Genomic DNA, 17,567 nt, shown 5'->3' with positions numbered 1-17,567 from the left:
GTTATGAGGCAACTCAAGATTGCAACTCAGATTACGAACCGCGATTCGCAGGCCGTAGAGAAATATCTCCAGGAGATCAGCCGTATTTCGATGATCACCCCGGAGGAGGAAACTACGCTTGCTCAGAAGATTCATGTGGGAGATCAGCGGGCTCTGGAGAAACTGGTGAAAGCCAATCTTCGTTTCGTAGTATCTGTGGCTAAGCAATACCAGCACCAGGGATTGTCGCTGAGTGATCTGATCAATGAGGGTAACCTGGGGCTGATCAAGGCCGCACAGCGTTTTGATGAAACCAAGGGCTTTAAATTTATCTCCTATGCCGTATGGTGGATCCGTCAGTCCATCCTGCAGGCACTGGCAGAGCAGGGCCGTCTCGTACGCCTGCCGCAAAATAAGATCGGCACTTACAATAAAGCCAACAAAGCTTATATCGCATTTGAACAGGAGCATGAAAGGGAACCATCGACCGAAGAACTGGCCAGCATCCTGGAGATGAGCGAAACCGAAATCGCCAACATTTTCAGCAGCAATACCCGCCACACTTCGCTGGATGCACCTGTGCACGAAGCAGAAGACGTAGCGATGGGCGACCTGCTGGAAGGCAGTAACGATACCGATGATACGGTAATGAAAGACTCGCTGAAAGCGGAGATCCAACGTATCCTGAAATCGCTGAGCGTACGCGAAGCAGAAATTATCTCTGCTTACTTCGGCCTCGAAGGCGATAGCGGTCCGTCGGTAGAAGAGATCGGCCAGAAATACGACCTGACCAAGGAACGTATCCGCCAGATCAAAGAGCGCGCCATCAAACGCTTGCAGAAAGCACGTTACAGCGGCTCCCTGAAATCTTACTTAGGTTAATCTGAACGAAAGATCCCAATAAAAACTCCCGGCCATAAAGCCGGGAGTTTTTTTATTTTACCTACGATTCTACCACACGGGTTAGCAGGATATTTTTCATCTTCAATTATTTGCTTTTGTTTTGCAATCCCTAACCCTTATACCTAATGAATAAGAAAACCTTACTCCTCGCTGCCTGCATCCTGCCGCTTATGACACAGGCACAACGCCCTCAATACGACCTTCCGCTCCGTACCTTAACCATCGAAGAAATTTTTGCCGGCAAGTATCTCGACCTGTACAGCAGTCCGCCCAACCCGACCGAGGGCAGGAAACCGACCGTGATCCAACAGCGGATGATTGCCAGCGCCAACCGGAAAGGCTCGGGAAGCGCTACGCCCCAACTGCAGGACAGTACACTGTATGTTTACAGCGGTACGCGCGGCGCTTCGCCGGTACGCGCCACGTATAATGTGCAGACCGTTGCCGAATTCGATACCGCTTTCATTTATATCAGGTCCGACAACTTTGCCACCGCTTACCCGCGGTATGGCCAGCACTTCAATAGTAATAACGGGCTTGTCAATAGCAAACTGTACACAACCACCGCACAGGTACAGATGGAACAAGGACTCGATTACTATCCGGCCAATACCATAAAAACCGGCCGGAGCCTGGCGGGCGACATCAATACCCCAAACTGGCGCTACCGCGAGGTAACGCTGAGCGAAACGGGCAAGATTACCCGCGACAGCGCTGCCGAAATGAATACCGGTTCTTTTTCCTATGCAACAACAGTAACCCAATGGGGCGCCGGCGACCGGGTAGAAACAAATAACGCGACCACAAAAGACATGTCTACAGGCATACGCCGGGAAACCCGGACCTATTTTTTCTACGACAATGCGACGGCGACCAATGCCGTTAACGACAGTACCACTTCTTTAACGATATCCGGCAGCGCCACCTCGACCACTATCGTTACCGGCGCCTATACCTATAATACCGCGGGGAAAATCGCTGAATACGCCACGTTTAATGAGCCGGGACATCAGCCTGCATCAAAAAGCAGCTATACCTATAACACATCGGGGCAAATGATTTCCAGCTTATCCCAGATGTATGACCAGGTGTCGGGAGCCTGGAAAAATGCCAGCCGGGTAGACTATGGGTATACCCAAACGGCCAATACCTATTACCTCAGCAGTATATGGGACGAGGCGGCTAATAACTGGAAAGAAATAGCCCGGTCGATCATTGTACTGAACCCCAATGGCCTCCCCGACTCGATGAAGAATTACTATATGGGCGCGCTCAACAGCCTGTACACCTATGCCTACGATGCCCATAAAAACAGGACGCGCTACGCCGAATACCTGATCAGTACGAGCGGTAATATCGCAACAGCTGACGTCTACAACTACTATTACGAAGACTATGAAGATGGTAAAACCGGGATAAGCGACCTCGCTAAAAACAACCTGGACATCCTTGTTTACCCCAACCCCGCGGGCAATACACTCCATTACCGCGTACAAACCGGCCAACCAACCAACAGCCTGCAATGCCGTATCTACGATGCTTCCGGCCGTTTAGTCCAGGTTGCCGCTTCCAGTAAAAAAGAAGATGCTATCGATGTAAGCAGGCTTCATACCGGCATCTATTTCCTGGAAATAAAAGACCGGGAACAGCACCTTGCCCACAGGCAAAGTTTTATAAAACAGTAGGCGCACCGATTTTTTGTTATCGTTTGAATCCACTTTATATTTTTTTGCACCCTATAGATAAATAACACCTTTACATGAACAAGAAAATCCTGTTCCTTTCGGCCTGCATGCTGCCCCTCGCGGCAATGGCCCAACCACAACAATACGGCCAGCCCTTCCGCCCCCTGACCCAGGAAAAAGTGTTTGCGGGTAAATACTTTGAACTGTACAGCAAAAAACCTGATCCTGCCGAAGGCAAAAAACCAACCCTGATTACGCAGAGAATGATCGCCAGTGCCTACAGAACCAGCAACGGCAATGCCGCACCGGAACTGCAGGATAGTACCCGTTATGTATATAGCGGAACACGCGGCGCTTCGCCAGTAAGAGCCGCCTACAATGTGCAAACCGTTGCGGAGTTCGATACCGCTTTCTCCTTTCTTAAATCCGATAATTTTGCAATTGCTTACCCCCTGTACGGCCAGCAATTCAATAGCAATAACGGGCTTAGCAACAGTAAACGTTATAACCCTGCCGGTGGTATTACGCAACAGTATTGGCTCAGCTATCATACAAATAACAATATTAAAAACGGAACCAGCCTGATCGGTAATCCTGCGGGTTCGGACTGGAACTACCAGGATATGCAACTGAACGAAGCCGGTCAAACCATGCGGGACACCAGCGCACGAATGACCGCCGGTGTTTTACAATACAGTGTATCCACAACACAATACGGTGCAACCGGCCGTAGGGAAATGACTTACTCTGAAAACGACCTGAGCACGCCGGGGATGAAGGATATTGTGCGCACTTATTTTCTTTATAACACCCCTTCCGACCTTTTGACCGCCCGGGACAGCAGCATAAGCAACATAAGCAGCAGCTCCGTTATATCGACGGCTACAGGCGCTTATACCTATGATACCGCCAATAGAATAGTGGATTACACCCGGTATACAGAACCCAATCATATTCCTTCTTCGAGAACATTGTATGTTTATACTCCCGCCGGGAAAATTTACAGCCAAACCCAACAAACCTATAACAACACCACCGGCGCCTGGGTTAACAACACCCTGGTAGGATACCTCTATACAGGGGATTACTGTACCATGTATGTTTACGGCATCTGGGATCCGGCAGCAAATACATTTAGAGAACAACTACACTCTGAGATTACCTTAAATGCCGCAGGGCTTCCGGATTCAATGAAAAATCATATCAGCGGCCGGATCGTAAACCTGCAAACCTGGACCTACGACAGCAATAAAAACAAAACACAATATGGGGAATATAACATAGGCAACGGCAATATCAACAATGTATTAAAATCAGACGTCTACAACTACTATTACGAAGACTATGAAGATGGTAAAACCGGGATAAGCGACCGCGCTAAAAACAACCTGGACATCCTTGTATACCCCACCCCCGCGGGCAACACACTCCATTACCGCGTACAAACCGGCCAGCCAACGAACAGCCTGCAATGCCGTATCTACGATGCTTCCGGCCGTTTGGTCCTGGTTGCAGCTTCCAGTAAAAAAGAAGATGCGATCGATGTAAGCAGGCTTCATGCCGGCATCTATTTCCTGGAAATAAAAGACCGGGAACAGCACCTTGCCCACAGGCAAAGTTTTATAAAACAGTAAAGTAAAACAGCAGAACAGGCGCCGGCAATTTTTATATTGCCGGCGCCTGTTTATTTATTTCCCCCAAAACCTTACCCGGCAGGTACCCTGGCAATTTATAATTACCGGTATAGCTTACTTTTACAGGAGCGCACACCCATAACCCGACACCCTATGAACCCGGAAGCACTGGCACAGGTAAAGATCTTACGGCAACAGATACCCGTTGGGTATACCGAAGGTATGGAACTGCTCGAGTCCTGCGCCGGCGATATCGAACAGGCTGCAGCGCTGTTGCAGCAACGGTACCTTGCCCGGGTCTCCGCCGCTACAAAGCTGGAAGACGCTATCATCCTGCCTTTGCTGATCCGGAAACAATACGACGTTGCACAAACGATCAGCCAACTGGAACAGGAATACCGCCTGATAGACGGCGTGGCGCAACAAGAAACTGTGTACACATTACACCGCTGGCAGGCAGACCGGGAATATGCCGTACATGCTATTGCTGGCAGGCTGCTACAGGATATCCCTATCAACCGGCAGGACAATACCCGGCACGACCTGCACCACTTTTCCTGGTATGTGGAAGCCGAATTGCGCGGGCTCAACCCCGTACATCGTTGCGTGATCGCATTGACCGACTGGCTGGATTATGAATATTGGGAAGGGCTGACTTATGCGATCCGGTACTCCCCCGATCTGATGGCCGCGGAACTGCGCACCCTGCAACTACATGAACTTGCAGCAGCGCTGCAAACAGCCTGGCAGATCAGTGAGGAAACCCGGGAACAATACCCGGGCTGGGACGATGATTTTAAAAGCTATCTGGCTTACAGCAATGCCTACCAGCAAAACCCCGTTTACCGGCAGGCAGAAGATTATATCAGCGCTAACCAGCAGCTGATAACCGAACATCTTTTTGACTTTATCCAAAACCATACCGACCGGTTCCCCTAGGCTGTTACGCTTCGTTCAGGATCGCCAGGTTCTTCGCCACATCTCTGGATTCGAACAACAGGATACCCTTTACCAGTAAGTTAGTAAACCCGCCGGGGTTCTGGATACCCGTAGCCACATCCGCAATAACGCCATCGGTAGCCTGTATAACGGCCGCATCACCGGCATCGGGCGATGCAGACAACAGCAGGGCATTGCTCCAGGCCATATCCCGGGCTTTCTGTATACTGAAATTGATCAGTGCATCAGACCGTTCAGGATCGAGCGTACTCAGGAAAAGCACCGGCCAGGACACCTGTTTCAGCCTGCGTTGCATCAGGGCATAGATATTTGCAATGACATTGTTGATCAGCAGGAAATCATGCTGTAGTTCGTGGATAGTAGCAGGCGTAGTAACCGTTGCTGCCGCGATACCCAGGTCAAGATTGATATGTGCATTGATACCCAGCAAGAGGTGCTGTACGATACAGAGTTTATCCTGCGATGCCGCATTGAAGGCATGCATCCAGGCATGTGTAGCGATCTGCCCGGTACTGAATTGAGTATAGGCCTCCAGGTAGCGGTTGGCAAAGGCCACATCCAGGCGTTCCATACGGGGGCCGTCGTCGAATACCCCCTGCTCTATAGCCGTTTGCACGCCAAGCGTCATGGCTTTATACAAAGAAGCGAAATAGCCGATACGGGAGTTTTGCTGCCGGCAACGGTCGATGATCGTGTCTAAATGCCGGAGCACTTCGGCTAAGGTATGGGCCTGCATGGTAGCGCTTGTTTTGGTTTACGGCCTGAATATACAACAAACAACCAGTATTGCTACCCGGCGCTGCCGGCAATACGGCTGATGATCAAAAAAGAATGTATATACATAAACGGCTTTACCCGGTATGCCTGCTGCGTCGTATCTTTAAGGTCCGTTTAAAACCCCGCTATGAAATACCTTTTTTTATGCCTCCTGCTGTTGCCCGCAGCCCTGTATGCACAAAGCAGTATGCAGGTAACGCAGAACAACACCGTGCAGGAAACGGAAGCCATGGAACAGTTTAAAGCAACCTGGTCCCGTTTTGCCGACGCAGTACTGCAAAGAGACACGGCCACCATCCGGGCTTTATCTGCAGGTTGTATCTGGTGCAGCGATTGCAAGGCGCAGGCGCCACCCGCCGGCGACGATAAATTTATACCTGTAGCACAATTCCTGCAACATAACCTGCCGGTGATCTTCAATGATGCATCGCAGAGCCGCCTGAAAGACCCATCGAAGCTTACGTTTACCGACGATACCCAGAACCGGGACTTGTACCAGGCGCCCTGTATGCGCCGTACCGAGCGCCTTTCGCGCCAGAAGGAAGTACAACTCCTGGTTGTTGATCCCTCGCAGGAAACAGAAGGTTTACAACAGGCCTTTTCCTTTATGGAAACACCGGAAGGTTATAAATTCTGCGGTTATTCGACCATACCCTGACGGCAGGGACACCACCACATGCTACCCCTCTTTACGCTACCCTATCCACAACGATCCTATGCACACCAACAATCCGGCATTCGACTATAACGCCTCCGGGCAGGACTATGCACAGTTCCGGCAAACAGACCCGCGTATTGCAGCCTATATACACCGGGCCTTGGGCGATGCCGTTACCCTGCTCAATATGGGCGCCGGCGCGGGTTCGTACGAGCCCGACGACCGTTACGTGGTCGCTATCGAACCATCGGCTGTAATGCGGGAGCAAAGGAGGGCCAGGGGAAAACGGCCCGCACTGATCGGCACGGCCGGTAACATTCCGTTTGACGACCAGAGTTTCGACGCCGCCATGGCCATGGTAACCCTGCACCACTGGCCCGACCGGCACCAGGGCCTGCGCGAATTACGTCGCGTAAGCCGCGGACCGGTACTGGTGCTTACGTTTGATCCCGATGCGCTCGACCGCTTCTGGAATGCCCGGTACTTCCCCGAACTGGTTGCCGTGGAACAGGCCCGTTATCCCTCCATTGCCTCCATTTGTGCATCGCTGGGCGGCAATACTACCGTGCAGGCCATTCCCGTTCCCCTGGACTGTACCGATGGCTTCCAGGAGGCCTTCTACGGCAGGCCAGAGGCCTTTCTCGATCCAGCAGTAAGGAAGGCCCAGTCGGCCTGGGGCTTCCTGCCCGAAGGCCTCGAAGCAGTACTGGTACAAAGACTGGCCGGGGCGCTGGCTTCCGGCGACTGGGACCGACAGTACGGGCATTTCCGGCAACAGCCTGATTTTACCTGTGCACTGCGGCTCATTACCGCAATGCCTTAGTTGATTACCAGCCCATACGCTCCCGCAGCTTCATGATATGTTCGAAATGATGCCGGCTATGCCAGGCATACATCGCCGTCATTTCCCATAAGGGAAACACCCGGTTGCCTTCCGGATGCACATAAGTTCGCTCCCAATCTTTTTCTTCAAGTCCGCGCAAAGCCGCTACCCACCTGCGATGCAATGCATGGATCAGGGTAACGGAAACATTAACCGGTACCGACTGCACATCCGGGAGCTCCGCCCAGCGCTTTTCATCATAAGGTTTGATGAGCGGCGCCGTTTCTGTAAGTGCCAGCTTAAGCCGCGTATAGGCGTTGATATGGCTATCGGCCACATGATGCACCACCTGCGCTACTGTCCAGCCCCCGGGCCGGTAAGGCGTGTCCAGTTGCGCCTCGTCAAGGTTTTCGATACTGTAATCGTACCATTTAGGGCAAGCCTCCAATACACTGATCCATTTGCCCAGGGCAACAGCATCATATGATGCGGGGCTAACAAAGCGACCTACCGGGTAGGCCAGTATTTCCAGGGATTCCGGGTTCATGAGTAATTTTTTTTGATTGATCCCCCAAACGCAGCTCAGGCGTTTCTTATTGTCTTAGTAAATTAAATACACTATAAATACAAAAATATTAACGCTAAATAAAACAGGAAAAATATTCTATATTCACATAACAATTTTAACCATACACAAAAACCATTTATTCACAATTAAAAACAGACTATGAAACACCGTACATCCCAACGTTTACAGCGGCTCCGGCGCCATGCCACCACCGTAGCCGCCCTGCTGTTTGCCGCTACCGGTTTTACTGCTTCGGCACAACCCTGTAACAATGTAAGCTCGCTGGACATCAATACTGGCTATGACTATGTCGCCAACAGCCTCGTACCCAACGGCCAGCCCGACCCTGAATGGTTCGTTTCGAACCTTACACCGAATTGCAGCGCCGTACCCGGCGCAGTTGCCATAGGGGCCAATGCCCGAGTAGCCAATACTGCGTGGGCTCCCCTTAGTTCCGTTTCGGGGTGGATCTCGTTTCTCAACTCCGGAACCTATACCATCTCCGGCAGTCAGCCGGTTATGAGTTATGGTATGACCCTGAGCCGCAACTTCAGGGTATGCCAGGACGATGATTTTACCTTTGCACTCCAGATCGCGAATGATAACTTCTGCACGCAAATCGACATCGATGGTAACCCTATAGCCTTTAGCCAGGTAGCCAGTACGGCAACCGGAAATTTCACTGCCTTTACGCCTATCGCTCCATTTACGATCACGCTCACCGCCGGCACCCACACCATAAATGTACGGGTTCATAATTACCCGATAACAGGATCCAATCCGCATGGCCTTAACCTGCTGGCCAATATCCAATCGGCATCGGGACAGAGCACCCTGATCGGGCCCGGATCGCCGGACGACTGTACCTGTATGAACAGTCCTTCCTGTTCGGATACCTGCTACTGGAAAGTAAGCGGCAACAACATTATCGGTAACAACAATATTTTCGGCACACTGACCAAGGATGACGTCCGGATAAAAACATCCGCCCAGGACCGCGGCATCTTTACCCTGGACGGCCTGCTGGGCTGGAATACCATGAAGCCTACCGCCTACCTGCATGTATACTGCGATGGTCACAATAAGGAAGATGGCAAACTGTCGGATGTACGTTTCGAAAGACTTGAAAGAGGGATGGGCAATATTCTGGTGATCAACGAAGAAGGTTATGTGCTGGACAGCAAGATCCCGATAACGCGGGCCAATGCCGCGCTGGAAATTGAAGCGCTGAAACAAAGCTATGAAGTGGAAAAAGAAAGGAATGACCGGCTGGAACGAGAACTGGCCGAGGTAAAAGCCAAACTGAACCTGTTGCTTGAAAACAAGCTCAGCCAGGCAAAGCTTTCGGGCAGTAATGAATTGTACCAGAATGCGCCTAACCCTGCTAATGGACAAACCGTGATTGCGTACAATATTAATACGATGAAGCGGGATGCCTATATCGTGATCAGTGCCGCATCGGGCCAGGTGCTGCAGGAGTACAAAATAAACAGCAATGGTTATGGCAAAATTACCTTTGACGGATCGAAGTTGCCGCAGGGCGCCTATTTCTATACGCTTGTAGTAGACCAGGAGCCGGTGGCTACCCGTAAAATGGTACTGCAATAAGCCTTTGAAAAAATACCGGGAATAAACAATGCCGGCGCTGGATAGCGCCGGCATTGCCGTGTAAGCACGGATAAGCTATTAGTAACGGTACATTTCCGGTTTGAAAGGACCTTCCTTAGACAGACCGAGGTACGATGACTGTGCATCGGTAAGTATATCCAGTTCCACACCGATCTTGGCCAGGTGCAGGCGGGCTACTTTCTCATCGAGGTGTTTAGGCAATACATACACTTTGTTTTCGTATTTATCGCTGTGCTGCCACAGTTCCAGCTGCGCCAGTACCTGGTTGGTAAAGGAGTTGGACATTACGAAAGAAGGGTGACCGGTAGCGCAACCCAGGTTTACCAGGCGGCCTTCGGCCAGTACGATCACTTCTTTACCATCGATGTTGTACAGGTCAACCTGTGGTTTGATGGTATCTTTGGTATGACCGTAGTTAGTGTTCAGCCATTCCATATCGATCTCGATATCGAAGTGACCGATGTTACAAACGATCGCTTTATCCTTCATGAGTTTGAAGTGCTCGCCGTTGATGATGTCGCGGCAACCGGTAGTGGTTACTACGATATCGGCTTCTTTGATGGCGTCGTTCATTTTCTTTACTTCAAAACCTTCCATAGCGGCCTGCAGCGCGCAGATCGGGTCGATTTCGGTAACGATAACACGGGCACCGGCGCCACGCAGGGAATCGGCAGAACCTTTACCCACATCGCCAAAACCAGCTACCACCGCAACTTTACCAGCCATCATCACATCAGTAGCACGACGGATCGCATCTACCAGCGATTCGCGGCAACCGTATTTGTTGTCGAATTTGGATTTGGTAACGCTGTCGTTGATATTGATCGCAGGCATAGGCAGGGTACCTTTAGCCATGCGCTCGTACAGGCGGTGTACACCGGTAGTGGTTTCTTCGGACAGGCCTTTGATACCGGCAATCAGTTCGGGATATTTATCGAAAACGATATTGGTCAGGTCGCCGCCATCGTCGAGGATCATGTTCAGCGGTTTATCTTCCGCACCGAAGAATAAAGTCTGCTCGATGCACCACTCCGCTTCTTCATTGGTCTCACCTTTCCAGGCAAATACAGGCACACCGGTAGCAGCAATAGCAGCAGCGGCATGATCCTGGGTAGAGAAGATATTGCAAGAGCTCCAGCGTACTTCGGCGCCCAGTTCGGTAAGGGTTTCGATCAGTACTGCAGTCTGGATGGTCATGTGCAGGCAACCTGCGATACGCGCACCTTTTAAAGGTTTCTGAGCGCCATATTCCGCGCGAAGGCTCATCAGTCCGGGCATTTCGGCCTCGGCCAACCTGATTTCCTTACGACCCCACTCAGCCAGGCTGATATCCGCAACTTTGTACGGGAGGCTTAAATCGATATTCTGCAAACTTGTTGACATAAATAAGATGAATTAAAAAAGTATGTGCAAAAATAGCTTATCAGAATAAACTATTAGCATAGCTCTGTAATTTCAGTACAAATGATCAATAATCTGTAATTTCACAGAACAAATGACTATTTTATGGCAGAAAAAACCGGGTTAAAAGATCAGCCTGTATTGCTGGATGAAAAGGACTACGCCATACTGCGCCTGCTGCAGCAAAACGCCAAGATGACCGTGCGCGATATCGCGGCGGCGGTGCACCTGAGCCCTACCCCCGTGCACGAACGCATTAAACGTATGGAAGACAGCGGCATCATCCGGCAGTATGTGGCGCTGGTCGATCATACCAAGGTAAAAAAAGGATTGATGGTGATCTGTTACGTATCGCTGAAGGAACATAACAAGCGATCGGGGGCCCGGTTTATCAAAACCATTCATGAGCTGCACGAGGTAATCGAGTGTTACAACATCTCGGGCGAATTTGACTTTATGCTGAAGGTAGTGGCCGAAAATATGGATGCTTATTACGACTTTCATGTCAACAAGCTGAGCCAGATCGAAAACATGGGACACCTGCAAAGCATTTTTGTTATGGGCATTATCAAACAAACCCACCAACTGGTTAATTAACTGCGGGAAAAGTAGCACCATCAACGATTTGGAGCCTTACCGGCATGCCTGTATTATAGGATTTCCTTATAGTACAAAATAAAATGGTTTGTTATAAATCACCCTGTTCCGTCCCCCATCGAAACAAGAAACGTCGCTTACCTGTATATTTGGGGTGCCATCCGGCTACCCTGGTAAATTGATGTTATTATGGACAAGCAAAAACTACAGAACGAGATCTGCAAAGTGATCACTGCCATCGGCGGACGCATTAAATGGAAGAAGGAACTGGGACTTCCTGCCCGGCTGTATTATTATTTCTCCAAGAAAGAGCCCGTTATCAATATCGAAGCCTTCTTCCTGGGCGAGCGTTTTGGCGTCATCATCGACGCGGAACAGAAACGGAGACGTATGTTCAATACCTCGCCGTTCCGCATTATTACCTCTGCCAACCTGGAGGATTTCAAACACCAGTTCGATGCCTTCAAGCTGGAAAAACTCAGCCAATAGCCTATCGGGTATATTTACACTACGCAAAGTCCAATAAAAAAGCATGCCTTACGGCATGCTTTCCAACAGACTAAACTATTATAAAGCTCGTTAAAGCACGGTTACATTAACTGCGTTTGGTCCTTTCCTGCCATCCTGTACGTCAAATGTAACTTTATCGCCTTCGCGAATCTCTCCTTTCAGGTCGGAGATATGAACGAATACATCTGAACCACCGTTTGTAGGAGTAATGAAGCCAAATCCCTTGGTTTCATTGAAAAATTTTACTGTTCCTTCTTGCATTGTGTTTTAAATAAAATATTAACAATGCGCAAACGTAACGAAAAATTGTGCAATACAGGCTTATTTCCTGCTTATTTTTCAAAATTAACAGTTTCTGTTGCATAATACAGTTTTTTATCTGTAGTTACTAAGCAACAATCGCTTAAAGCCTGTTTCCAAGGGACATTGAACGCCTAGCGAAAGAAGATCTGCGTGGCCCCATAACCGTAGCGCGGACTCCATTCATGCTGGAAAAAATCGACTTCCGCAACCGACTTCAACAGCGAGTGTATCTCCTCTTTCAATTTGCCTTTACCTACGCCGTGGATCACCACCAGCGACTGCTGATGGGCCTGTATGGCCTTATACAAGGCATCTTCGAAGGCATCGAGCTGGATCGACAGCATATCGTAGTTGCTGAGGCCGGCAACCGAGTGTACCAGTTTTTCAATGTGCAGGTCGATCTCGTCTACCGGTTTTTCCTTTTTCACCTTTTGTTCCTGCACCAATGCGGCAATAGATTCCTTCAGCGTTTTTTCGTCTACCGGCTTTTCTTCGGGCGCCGCAACCGGCGGGAATTCGGTAGCCAGGCGGATATGGAACATGGGCTGGTTTTCGCGCTGGATGCTGCTGATGTATTCAAACAGTTTTTTGGGTTTGATCCGGAGCGTATCGCTTATACAGGCCATACGGCTGCCGGCGCCCGTTTGCTGTACCACCCACGAAAAGCGCGGCTGCTCGTGCATCTCATCGAAGGGAATATCGTGCAGGTAAAAATGCGAGAAGGGCTGCAGCTCCGTTTTATGGCGGAAAAGGGAGCCGGTATGGTTGAAGCACTCGTACTGCAGCAGCAGCCGGTGGGGCGTCTGGTTAATGAAGTACGCTTTAAGTTTATCGACAACATCTTCGAACTCATCGAAGCGGAATACCGGCAGGAAGGAAAGATGGAAACCGGAAGCAAGATGCGCGCCGATAGACTGCCGGGACTCTACCGGGATCTGCTCTGCGAGCCTTACTACGGGCGCTGCTTTCTTTTTCTTTTCCGTGAACCATTTCAGGTAGGGATGATCGACTTCGTCCATAAATACCGGGAAATGGGTGCCCCCTACTTCGACCTCTATCATTTCGTTGTTGACATAACTTACCACGCGTCCTTCTTCTCCCGTACGTTTCAACAAAATAATATCACCGATGGAGTATTTCATAAAAAGCTATATAAATGGCCCTGGGAACCGGGATCGTTGATCCGGTATACAAATTTCGAACATTATTTTAAATTCTACGCCATTTTAATTTTTAATTACCTTTGCGCTGCAAAAGGTTTTCCGTCCTCGTGGCGGAATGAAAAAGGGAATCCGGTGTGAATCCGGAACAGTACCCGCTGCTGTAAGCCTGGGGAGCGATAACGGAACGATAAAACAACCGCATCCTCCGCATACCGGCAAGCAAGCCACTGTAGCATTACTACGGGAAGGCCGCCGGCATGAACAGACAAGTCAGAAGACCTGCCTTTGGCATAAAATATCTGTAGCTTTCGGGAATAAAGGCGAGGATGCGGGATCGTTTTCTCCAGGGGAAATCTATTTCTCTTCCGCACCCCGTGTGTATTGCCCTCCAGGAGCTGCATCATGATGCTGTACCTTAATCAAAGATTATGCAATACAAATTACACCACTTACTGGCAGCTTCGCTGCTTTGCTTCGGCAGTCTTACCGCAGGCGCACAAACTACTTCCACCTTCGAAGATGTAGTACTGGCCGGCCCCGATACCGGTTATCTCGAAACCAAATACCCCGGTCCCGGCACCTATGCTATACAGAGCGGTAACGCCAAATTTTACGGCAGCGTTTCCAACTCTTCCTGGGGCGACTTTAACGTGTCCAATGCTACAGACACAATGCGCACCTCCTATGCCAAAGCCGCGGTAGCCATACCGGGCAAGGGTTATAACAATTCCACCAACTATGCCATCGCCTTTGTTCCAATCGACTTTTCGGGACCGACTCCTTATCCGTCAGTGCCTGTAGGCGCAAAACTGACAGGCGCAGCAGCCAGCCACAAAGTATACGGCGCTTACTTTACCAACTCGGTATATGCTTACCGTTATATACTTGCCAACGGCTTCTATGCCAACAACCACCATTGGCTGAAACTGATCGTAAGGGGTTACCTGGCCGGCGTTAAAAGCACCGACAGCGTATCGGTTACCCTGGCCGACTATACCAATACCGCCAGCCCGGTACTGGTCAATAACTGGAAATGGACCGACCTGACCAGCCTCGGTAATGTGGACAGCCTGACTTTCGACCTGGTATCCAGCGATACCCACCCGATGTACGGCATTAACACACCGGCTTACTTTGCCATGGACAACCTGATTACCAGCGACGGCAAATGTCCGTCGGCACTGAACCTGGTTGCATCCGGCATGACGATTAACGGTGCACAACTCAACTGGAGCAATGGTTTGGCCGAGGTTACCCCGGGTTACCAGGTAGCCATAGACCAGTCTGCAACGCTGGCGCCTACTGCTGCAACCACCAATGTAACCGTTACCAATTATACCGCCGGCAGCCTCAACAGCAATACCACGTATTATGCCCACGTACGGGCAGCATGCGGCGACGGCAGCTTCTCCGACTGGGATACCGCCATGTTTAAAACCCTGCCCGGCACCGGCATCTTCCAGACGCCCGACAACAGCCTTACTGCCAGCATAAGCCCCAACCCGGCTAAAGATGTACTGCATATCCAATCGGCAACTGCGGTTGACGCCGTGATCTACAGCATCGAAGGCCGCCAGGTAATGACCGTTAAACATGCACAGCAGATCGATATCGCCGAGCTGACCAATGGCCTGTACTTTATTAAACTGACCGAAAGCCAGGGCACCCGTTCGGGTACCTTACGTTTCGCGAAGACCAACTAAAAATCATTGACCATGGAAACCCGCGACCGGCACCGGTTACGGGTTTCTTTTTTTATTTAATTTCGTGTTATGAAAAAATTACGGACCCTCAGTTTTGTCCTGCTTTCTTTAACCGCGGGTTGTACCGCTGCCTTTGCCCAATTTCCACCACAGGTTAAAGTACCGGGCAACGACGCTATACATGCCAGCGACAACCGCTTCAGGGACTGGGCTTCGGGCTGCACCTTCGAACGCGGCTGGCTGGACATTGCCGACAAACCGCTGGGCAAGCCGGTATTGGGCACCGCTGCATCTGCACTGGGCTACCCCGATGCCGATGTACTGAGCCTGGGCGATAGCGGCGTGGCTGTACTTACCTTCGCCTACCCGATCCACAACGGGCCCGGTCCCGACTTCGCCATTTTCGAAAACGGCTTTGCCAACCCCGAAGATTCTACGATGGCTTACCTGGAACTGGCCTTCGTGGAAGTAAGTTCCGATGGCAGCCATTTCTATCGTTTCCCGGCAACCAGCAATACGCAGGATACTGCGCAGATCGACAACTTCAGCTATATGGATGCCCGCTTCGTCAATAACCTTGCCGGTAAATATATTGCCGGCTACGGCACGCCCTTCGACCTGGAAGAGCTCAAAAACGAGTCGGGACTGGATGTCAACAACATTACCCATATCCGCTTGGTCGATGTGGTTGGCTCGATCGACGACGCCCATGCCTCCAGGGATAAGAACAACCGGAAGATCAACGATCCTTACCCTTCGGTATTCCCATCGGGCGGTTTTGACCTGAACGCGGTGGGTGTGCTCAACAGCAATAAACCAACCGGCATCAACCAACTGGCTATAGACCTGCAGCTGCGGTACTACCCTAACCCTATAACCGACCTGCTGCATCTGGAAGTAGCCTCCGGCGAGCCGCTGCATTACCAGCTGAGCGACCTTGGCGGCAGAACCATTACCAACGGCGACTTCAGGCGCCATACCACTGTAAATATGGCCGGGCTTACCGCCGGGCTTTACTTCCTGCAGATCGACAATGGCAGGGATAAATCCGTATTAAAAGTGAGCAAACGATGAGCCGTATTACACGACAACAGATAACCCAAAACAGCAGGCTGGTTGCAGTGGCATTGCTGTGCCTGCTGGCTGCCTGCGTTAAGGACAAGCCCGATACCACCAGTCCGCCACCGGCCGGCGAAGGCCGCCAGGTCTACATTGCCGACGAGGGCGCCATGGGTAACGGAAATGCCTCCCTCACGGTTTACAATATTGACCAGGGTACGGTATCCAACAATGTTTATGCGCAGGCCAATGGCGGCCAGGCGCTGGGCGATGTGCTGCAAAGCATGACCCTGCTCGACGGCAACCTTTACCTCGCGGTTAATAACTCCGACAAGATAACGATCGTAAGTCAGAAGGACTTCAGGCAAACCGGTAGTATAGCGGTGCCCAAGCCCCGGTATATGCTGCCGGTAAGCGAAGACAAAATGTATGTAAGCAGCCTGTTTTATGCACAGATCAATATCGTGAACCCGAAAACGATGCAGGTAACAGGCAAGATCGCCACCGACTATAAAAACACCGAAGGCATGACCCTGCTGAACGGTAAGGTATATGCCTGCAACTGGGACACCGCCTGTAGCTACCTCTACGAGATCGATCCTATTGGCGATACCATTACCCACCGTATACCACTGGCGGGCCGTGCGCCCCAGCAGGTGACTGTAGACCGCGATCAGAAATTATGGGTGCTTGCCGGTAATGTGTACAAGAAAAAGACCGCATCGCTCACCCAGATCGACCCGGCAACACGCAGTATCCTCAAAAGCTTCGTGTTTCCCGACCAGGCCGATGTAATGAAACCTGTATTTAACCCAACTAAGGACACGCTGTACTACCTGGGTGTCAACTATTCGGGTGGAACGGCCTACAACGGCTTGTACCGTATGCCCATAAGTGCAACCACCCTGCCGGCACAGCAGTTTATTGCTGCGCAACCGCTACAGTACTACTGGGGCCTGGGCATCGACCCGGTAACCGGCTTTATTTACCTGGGCGACCCGAAAGGCTTCCTGCAAAAGGGTTCGGTAACGATTTACCGGCAGGACGGCAGCCAGGTAAACCGTTTCGATACCGACCTGGGCCCGGGATATTTCCTGTTTAAGCCCTGAGACGGGTTATGAACCCTGAAAAAAATGCGGGCAAGTATTTGGAATTATATCCGTAAATTATATCTTTACGGGTATTACACACTTAATATAAAACGATTTATTAATT

At 50.7% G+C, this 17,567-nt stretch carries 17 protein-coding genes and 1 riboswitch; of the genes, 12 read left to right on the top strand and 5 right to left on the bottom strand.

The genetic code is table 11. From position 1 onward, the window contains the following. Positions 1-3: 3 nt before the first annotated feature. From B0I18_RS12065 to B0I18_RS12050, 4 genes are all read left to right on the top strand, one after another. Positions 4-861 (top strand): sigma-70 family RNA polymerase sigma factor, encoded by an 858-nt coding sequence (locus tag B0I18_RS12065; RefSeq protein ID WP_106522960.1) that lies wholly within the window; start codon positions 4-6, stop codon positions 859-861. 146 nt (positions 862-1,007) lie between these two features. Then, positions 1,008-2,567, top strand: coding sequence for a T9SS type A sorting domain-containing protein (locus B0I18_RS12060; RefSeq protein WP_106522959.1), 1,560 nt, complete (start codon positions 1,008-1,010; stop codon positions 2,565-2,567). 74 nt (positions 2,568-2,641) lie between these two features. Next, positions 2,642-4,201, top strand: coding sequence for a T9SS type A sorting domain-containing protein (locus B0I18_RS12055; RefSeq protein WP_106522958.1), 1,560 nt, complete (start codon positions 2,642-2,644; stop codon positions 4,199-4,201). Between the two features lie 153 nt (positions 4,202-4,354). Beyond that, on the top strand, positions 4,355-5,140 hold the full coding sequence (locus B0I18_RS12050) for a hypothetical protein (RefSeq protein WP_106522957.1): 786 nt from the start codon (positions 4,355-4,357) through the stop codon (positions 5,138-5,140). A gap of 4 nt (positions 5,141-5,144) precedes the next feature. Here B0I18_RS12050 and B0I18_RS12045 read toward each other — a convergent pair whose 3' ends face one another. Beyond that, positions 5,145-5,897, bottom strand: a complete 753-nt coding sequence (locus B0I18_RS12045) for a DUF5995 family protein (RefSeq protein WP_106522956.1) — start codon at positions 5,895-5,897, stop codon at positions 5,145-5,147. A gap of 168 nt (positions 5,898-6,065) precedes the next feature. Between B0I18_RS12045 and B0I18_RS12040 the strand changes: the two genes are divergently transcribed. Both B0I18_RS12040 and B0I18_RS12035 read left to right on the top strand, forming a co-directional pair. After that, positions 6,066-6,596, top strand: a complete 531-nt coding sequence (locus tag B0I18_RS12040; protein WP_106522955.1) for a hypothetical protein — start codon at positions 6,066-6,068, stop codon at positions 6,594-6,596. A gap of 58 nt (positions 6,597-6,654) precedes the next feature. Beyond that, the gene (locus tag B0I18_RS12035) at positions 6,655-7,419 is read left to right on the top strand and encodes a class I SAM-dependent methyltransferase (protein ID WP_106522954.1); all 765 of its coding nucleotides are present in this window, start codon (positions 6,655-6,657) and stop codon (positions 7,417-7,419) included. A 4-nt stretch (positions 7,420-7,423) separates the two neighbouring features. Here the strand turns inward: B0I18_RS12035 and B0I18_RS12030 are convergent, their stop codons facing one another. After that, complete coding sequence (locus B0I18_RS12030) at positions 7,424-7,966, bottom strand: YfiT family bacillithiol transferase (protein WP_106522953.1); 543 nt, start codon at positions 7,964-7,966, stop codon at positions 7,424-7,426. A gap of 180 nt (positions 7,967-8,146) precedes the next feature. On the opposite strand from B0I18_RS12030, the gene B0I18_RS12025 reads away from it, so the two are divergent. Next, a complete protein-coding gene (locus B0I18_RS12025) occupies positions 8,147-9,595 on the top strand; it encodes a T9SS type A sorting domain-containing protein (protein ID WP_106522952.1) in 1,449 nt (482 codons plus the stop codon). A gap of 78 nt (positions 9,596-9,673) precedes the next feature. Here B0I18_RS12025 and ahcY read toward each other — a convergent pair whose 3' ends face one another. Then, the gene (gene ahcY / locus B0I18_RS12020) at positions 9,674-10,999 is read right to left on the bottom strand and encodes an adenosylhomocysteinase (RefSeq protein WP_106522951.1); all 1,326 of its coding nucleotides are present in this window, start codon (positions 10,997-10,999) and stop codon (positions 9,674-9,676) included. Positions 11,000-11,122: 123 nt separating this feature from the next. Between ahcY and B0I18_RS12015 the strand changes: the two genes are divergently transcribed. Beyond that, on the top strand, positions 11,123-11,614 hold the full coding sequence (locus B0I18_RS12015) for an Lrp/AsnC family transcriptional regulator (RefSeq protein ID WP_106522950.1): 492 nt from the start codon (positions 11,123-11,125) through the stop codon (positions 11,612-11,614). A gap of 189 nt (positions 11,615-11,803) precedes the next feature. Next, positions 11,804-12,103, top strand: a complete 300-nt coding sequence (locus tag B0I18_RS12010) for a hypothetical protein (protein ID WP_106522949.1) — start codon at positions 11,804-11,806, stop codon at positions 12,101-12,103. Positions 12,104-12,193: 90 nt separating this feature from the next. On the opposite strand, the gene B0I18_RS12005 is transcribed toward B0I18_RS12010, so the two are convergent. Beyond that, positions 12,194-12,385 carry a cold-shock protein gene (locus B0I18_RS12005; protein WP_106522948.1) on the bottom strand — a complete coding sequence of 64 codons (192 nt, stop codon included), beginning with the start codon at positions 12,383-12,385 and terminating at the stop codon, positions 12,194-12,196. 173 nt (positions 12,386-12,558) lie between these two features. Continuing rightward, complete coding sequence (locus tag B0I18_RS12000; RefSeq protein WP_106522947.1) at positions 12,559-13,569, bottom strand: Smr/MutS family protein; 1,011 nt, start codon at positions 13,567-13,569, stop codon at positions 12,559-12,561. Between the two features lie 96 nt (positions 13,570-13,665). After that, positions 13,666-13,891, top strand: a riboswitch (cobalamin riboswitch). 127 nt (positions 13,892-14,018) lie between these two features. Here B0I18_RS12000 and B0I18_RS11995 point away from each other — a divergent pair. The 3 genes from B0I18_RS11995 (at position 14,019) to B0I18_RS11985 (ending at position 17,461) form a co-directional block, all read left to right on the top strand. Next, the gene (locus B0I18_RS11995) at positions 14,019-15,293 is read left to right on the top strand and encodes a DUF4465 domain-containing protein (protein WP_106522946.1); all 1,275 of its coding nucleotides are present in this window, start codon (positions 14,019-14,021) and stop codon (positions 15,291-15,293) included. A 69-nt stretch (positions 15,294-15,362) separates the two neighbouring features. Next, entirely contained in the window at positions 15,363-16,367 is a 1,005-nt protein-coding gene (locus tag B0I18_RS11990; protein WP_106522945.1) for a T9SS type A sorting domain-containing protein, read from the top strand. Then, on the top strand, positions 16,364-17,461 hold the full coding sequence (locus tag B0I18_RS11985) for a YncE family protein (protein WP_106522944.1): 1,098 nt from the start codon (positions 16,364-16,366) through the stop codon (positions 17,459-17,461). The genes B0I18_RS11990 and B0I18_RS11985 overlap by 4 nt, the downstream gene beginning before the upstream one ends. The last annotated feature ends 106 nt before the right edge of the window (positions 17,462-17,567 follow it).

The organism is Taibaiella chishuiensis (assembly GCF_003014535.1).
Classification (GTDB): Bacteria; Bacteroidota; Bacteroidia; order Chitinophagales; family Chitinophagaceae; genus Taibaiella; species Taibaiella chishuiensis.
This window is presented reverse-complemented; position numbering and strand designations above follow the sequence as displayed.

What these genes read in the sequence shown, in the direction of transcription:
- B0I18_RS12065 (WP_106522960.1), top strand. Translation starts at nt 4, where the DNA reads ATGAGGCAACTCAAGATTGCAACTCAGATTACGAACCGCGATTCGCAG.
- B0I18_RS12060 (WP_106522959.1), top strand. Translation starts at nt 1,008, where the DNA reads ATGAATAAGAAAACCTTACTCCTCGCTGCCTGCATCCTGCCGCTTATG.
- B0I18_RS12055 (WP_106522958.1), top strand. Translation starts at nt 2,642, where the DNA reads ATGAACAAGAAAATCCTGTTCCTTTCGGCCTGCATGCTGCCCCTCGCG.
- B0I18_RS12050 (WP_106522957.1), top strand. Translation starts at nt 4,355, where the DNA reads ATGAACCCGGAAGCACTGGCACAGGTAAAGATCTTACGGCAACAGATA.
- B0I18_RS12045 (WP_106522956.1), bottom strand. Translation starts at nt 5,897, where the DNA reads ATGCAGGCCCATACCTTAGCCGAAGTGCTCCGGCATTTAGACACGATC.
- B0I18_RS12040 (WP_106522955.1), top strand. Translation starts at nt 6,066, where the DNA reads ATGAAATACCTTTTTTTATGCCTCCTGCTGTTGCCCGCAGCCCTGTAT.
- B0I18_RS12035 (WP_106522954.1), top strand. Translation starts at nt 6,655, where the DNA reads ATGCACACCAACAATCCGGCATTCGACTATAACGCCTCCGGGCAGGAC.
- B0I18_RS12030 (WP_106522953.1), bottom strand. Translation starts at nt 7,966, where the DNA reads ATGAACCCGGAATCCCTGGAAATACTGGCCTACCCGGTAGGTCGCTTT.
- B0I18_RS12025 (WP_106522952.1), top strand. Translation starts at nt 8,147, where the DNA reads ATGAAACACCGTACATCCCAACGTTTACAGCGGCTCCGGCGCCATGCC.
- ahcY (WP_106522951.1), bottom strand. Translation starts at nt 10,999, where the DNA reads ATGTCAACAAGTTTGCAGAATATCGATTTAAGCCTCCCGTACAAAGTT.
- B0I18_RS12015 (WP_106522950.1), top strand. Translation starts at nt 11,123, where the DNA reads ATGGCAGAAAAAACCGGGTTAAAAGATCAGCCTGTATTGCTGGATGAA.
- B0I18_RS12010 (WP_106522949.1), top strand. Translation starts at nt 11,804, where the DNA reads ATGGACAAGCAAAAACTACAGAACGAGATCTGCAAAGTGATCACTGCC.
- B0I18_RS12005 (WP_106522948.1), bottom strand. Translation starts at nt 12,385, where the DNA reads ATGCAAGAAGGAACAGTAAAATTTTTCAATGAAACCAAGGGATTTGGC.
- B0I18_RS12000 (WP_106522947.1), bottom strand. Translation starts at nt 13,569, where the DNA reads ATGAAATACTCCATCGGTGATATTATTTTGTTGAAACGTACGGGAGAA.
- B0I18_RS11995 (WP_106522946.1), top strand. Translation starts at nt 14,019, where the DNA reads ATGCAATACAAATTACACCACTTACTGGCAGCTTCGCTGCTTTGCTTC.
- B0I18_RS11990 (WP_106522945.1), top strand. Translation starts at nt 15,363, where the DNA reads ATGAAAAAATTACGGACCCTCAGTTTTGTCCTGCTTTCTTTAACCGCG.
- B0I18_RS11985 (WP_106522944.1), top strand. Translation starts at nt 16,364, where the DNA reads ATGAGCCGTATTACACGACAACAGATAACCCAAAACAGCAGGCTGGTT.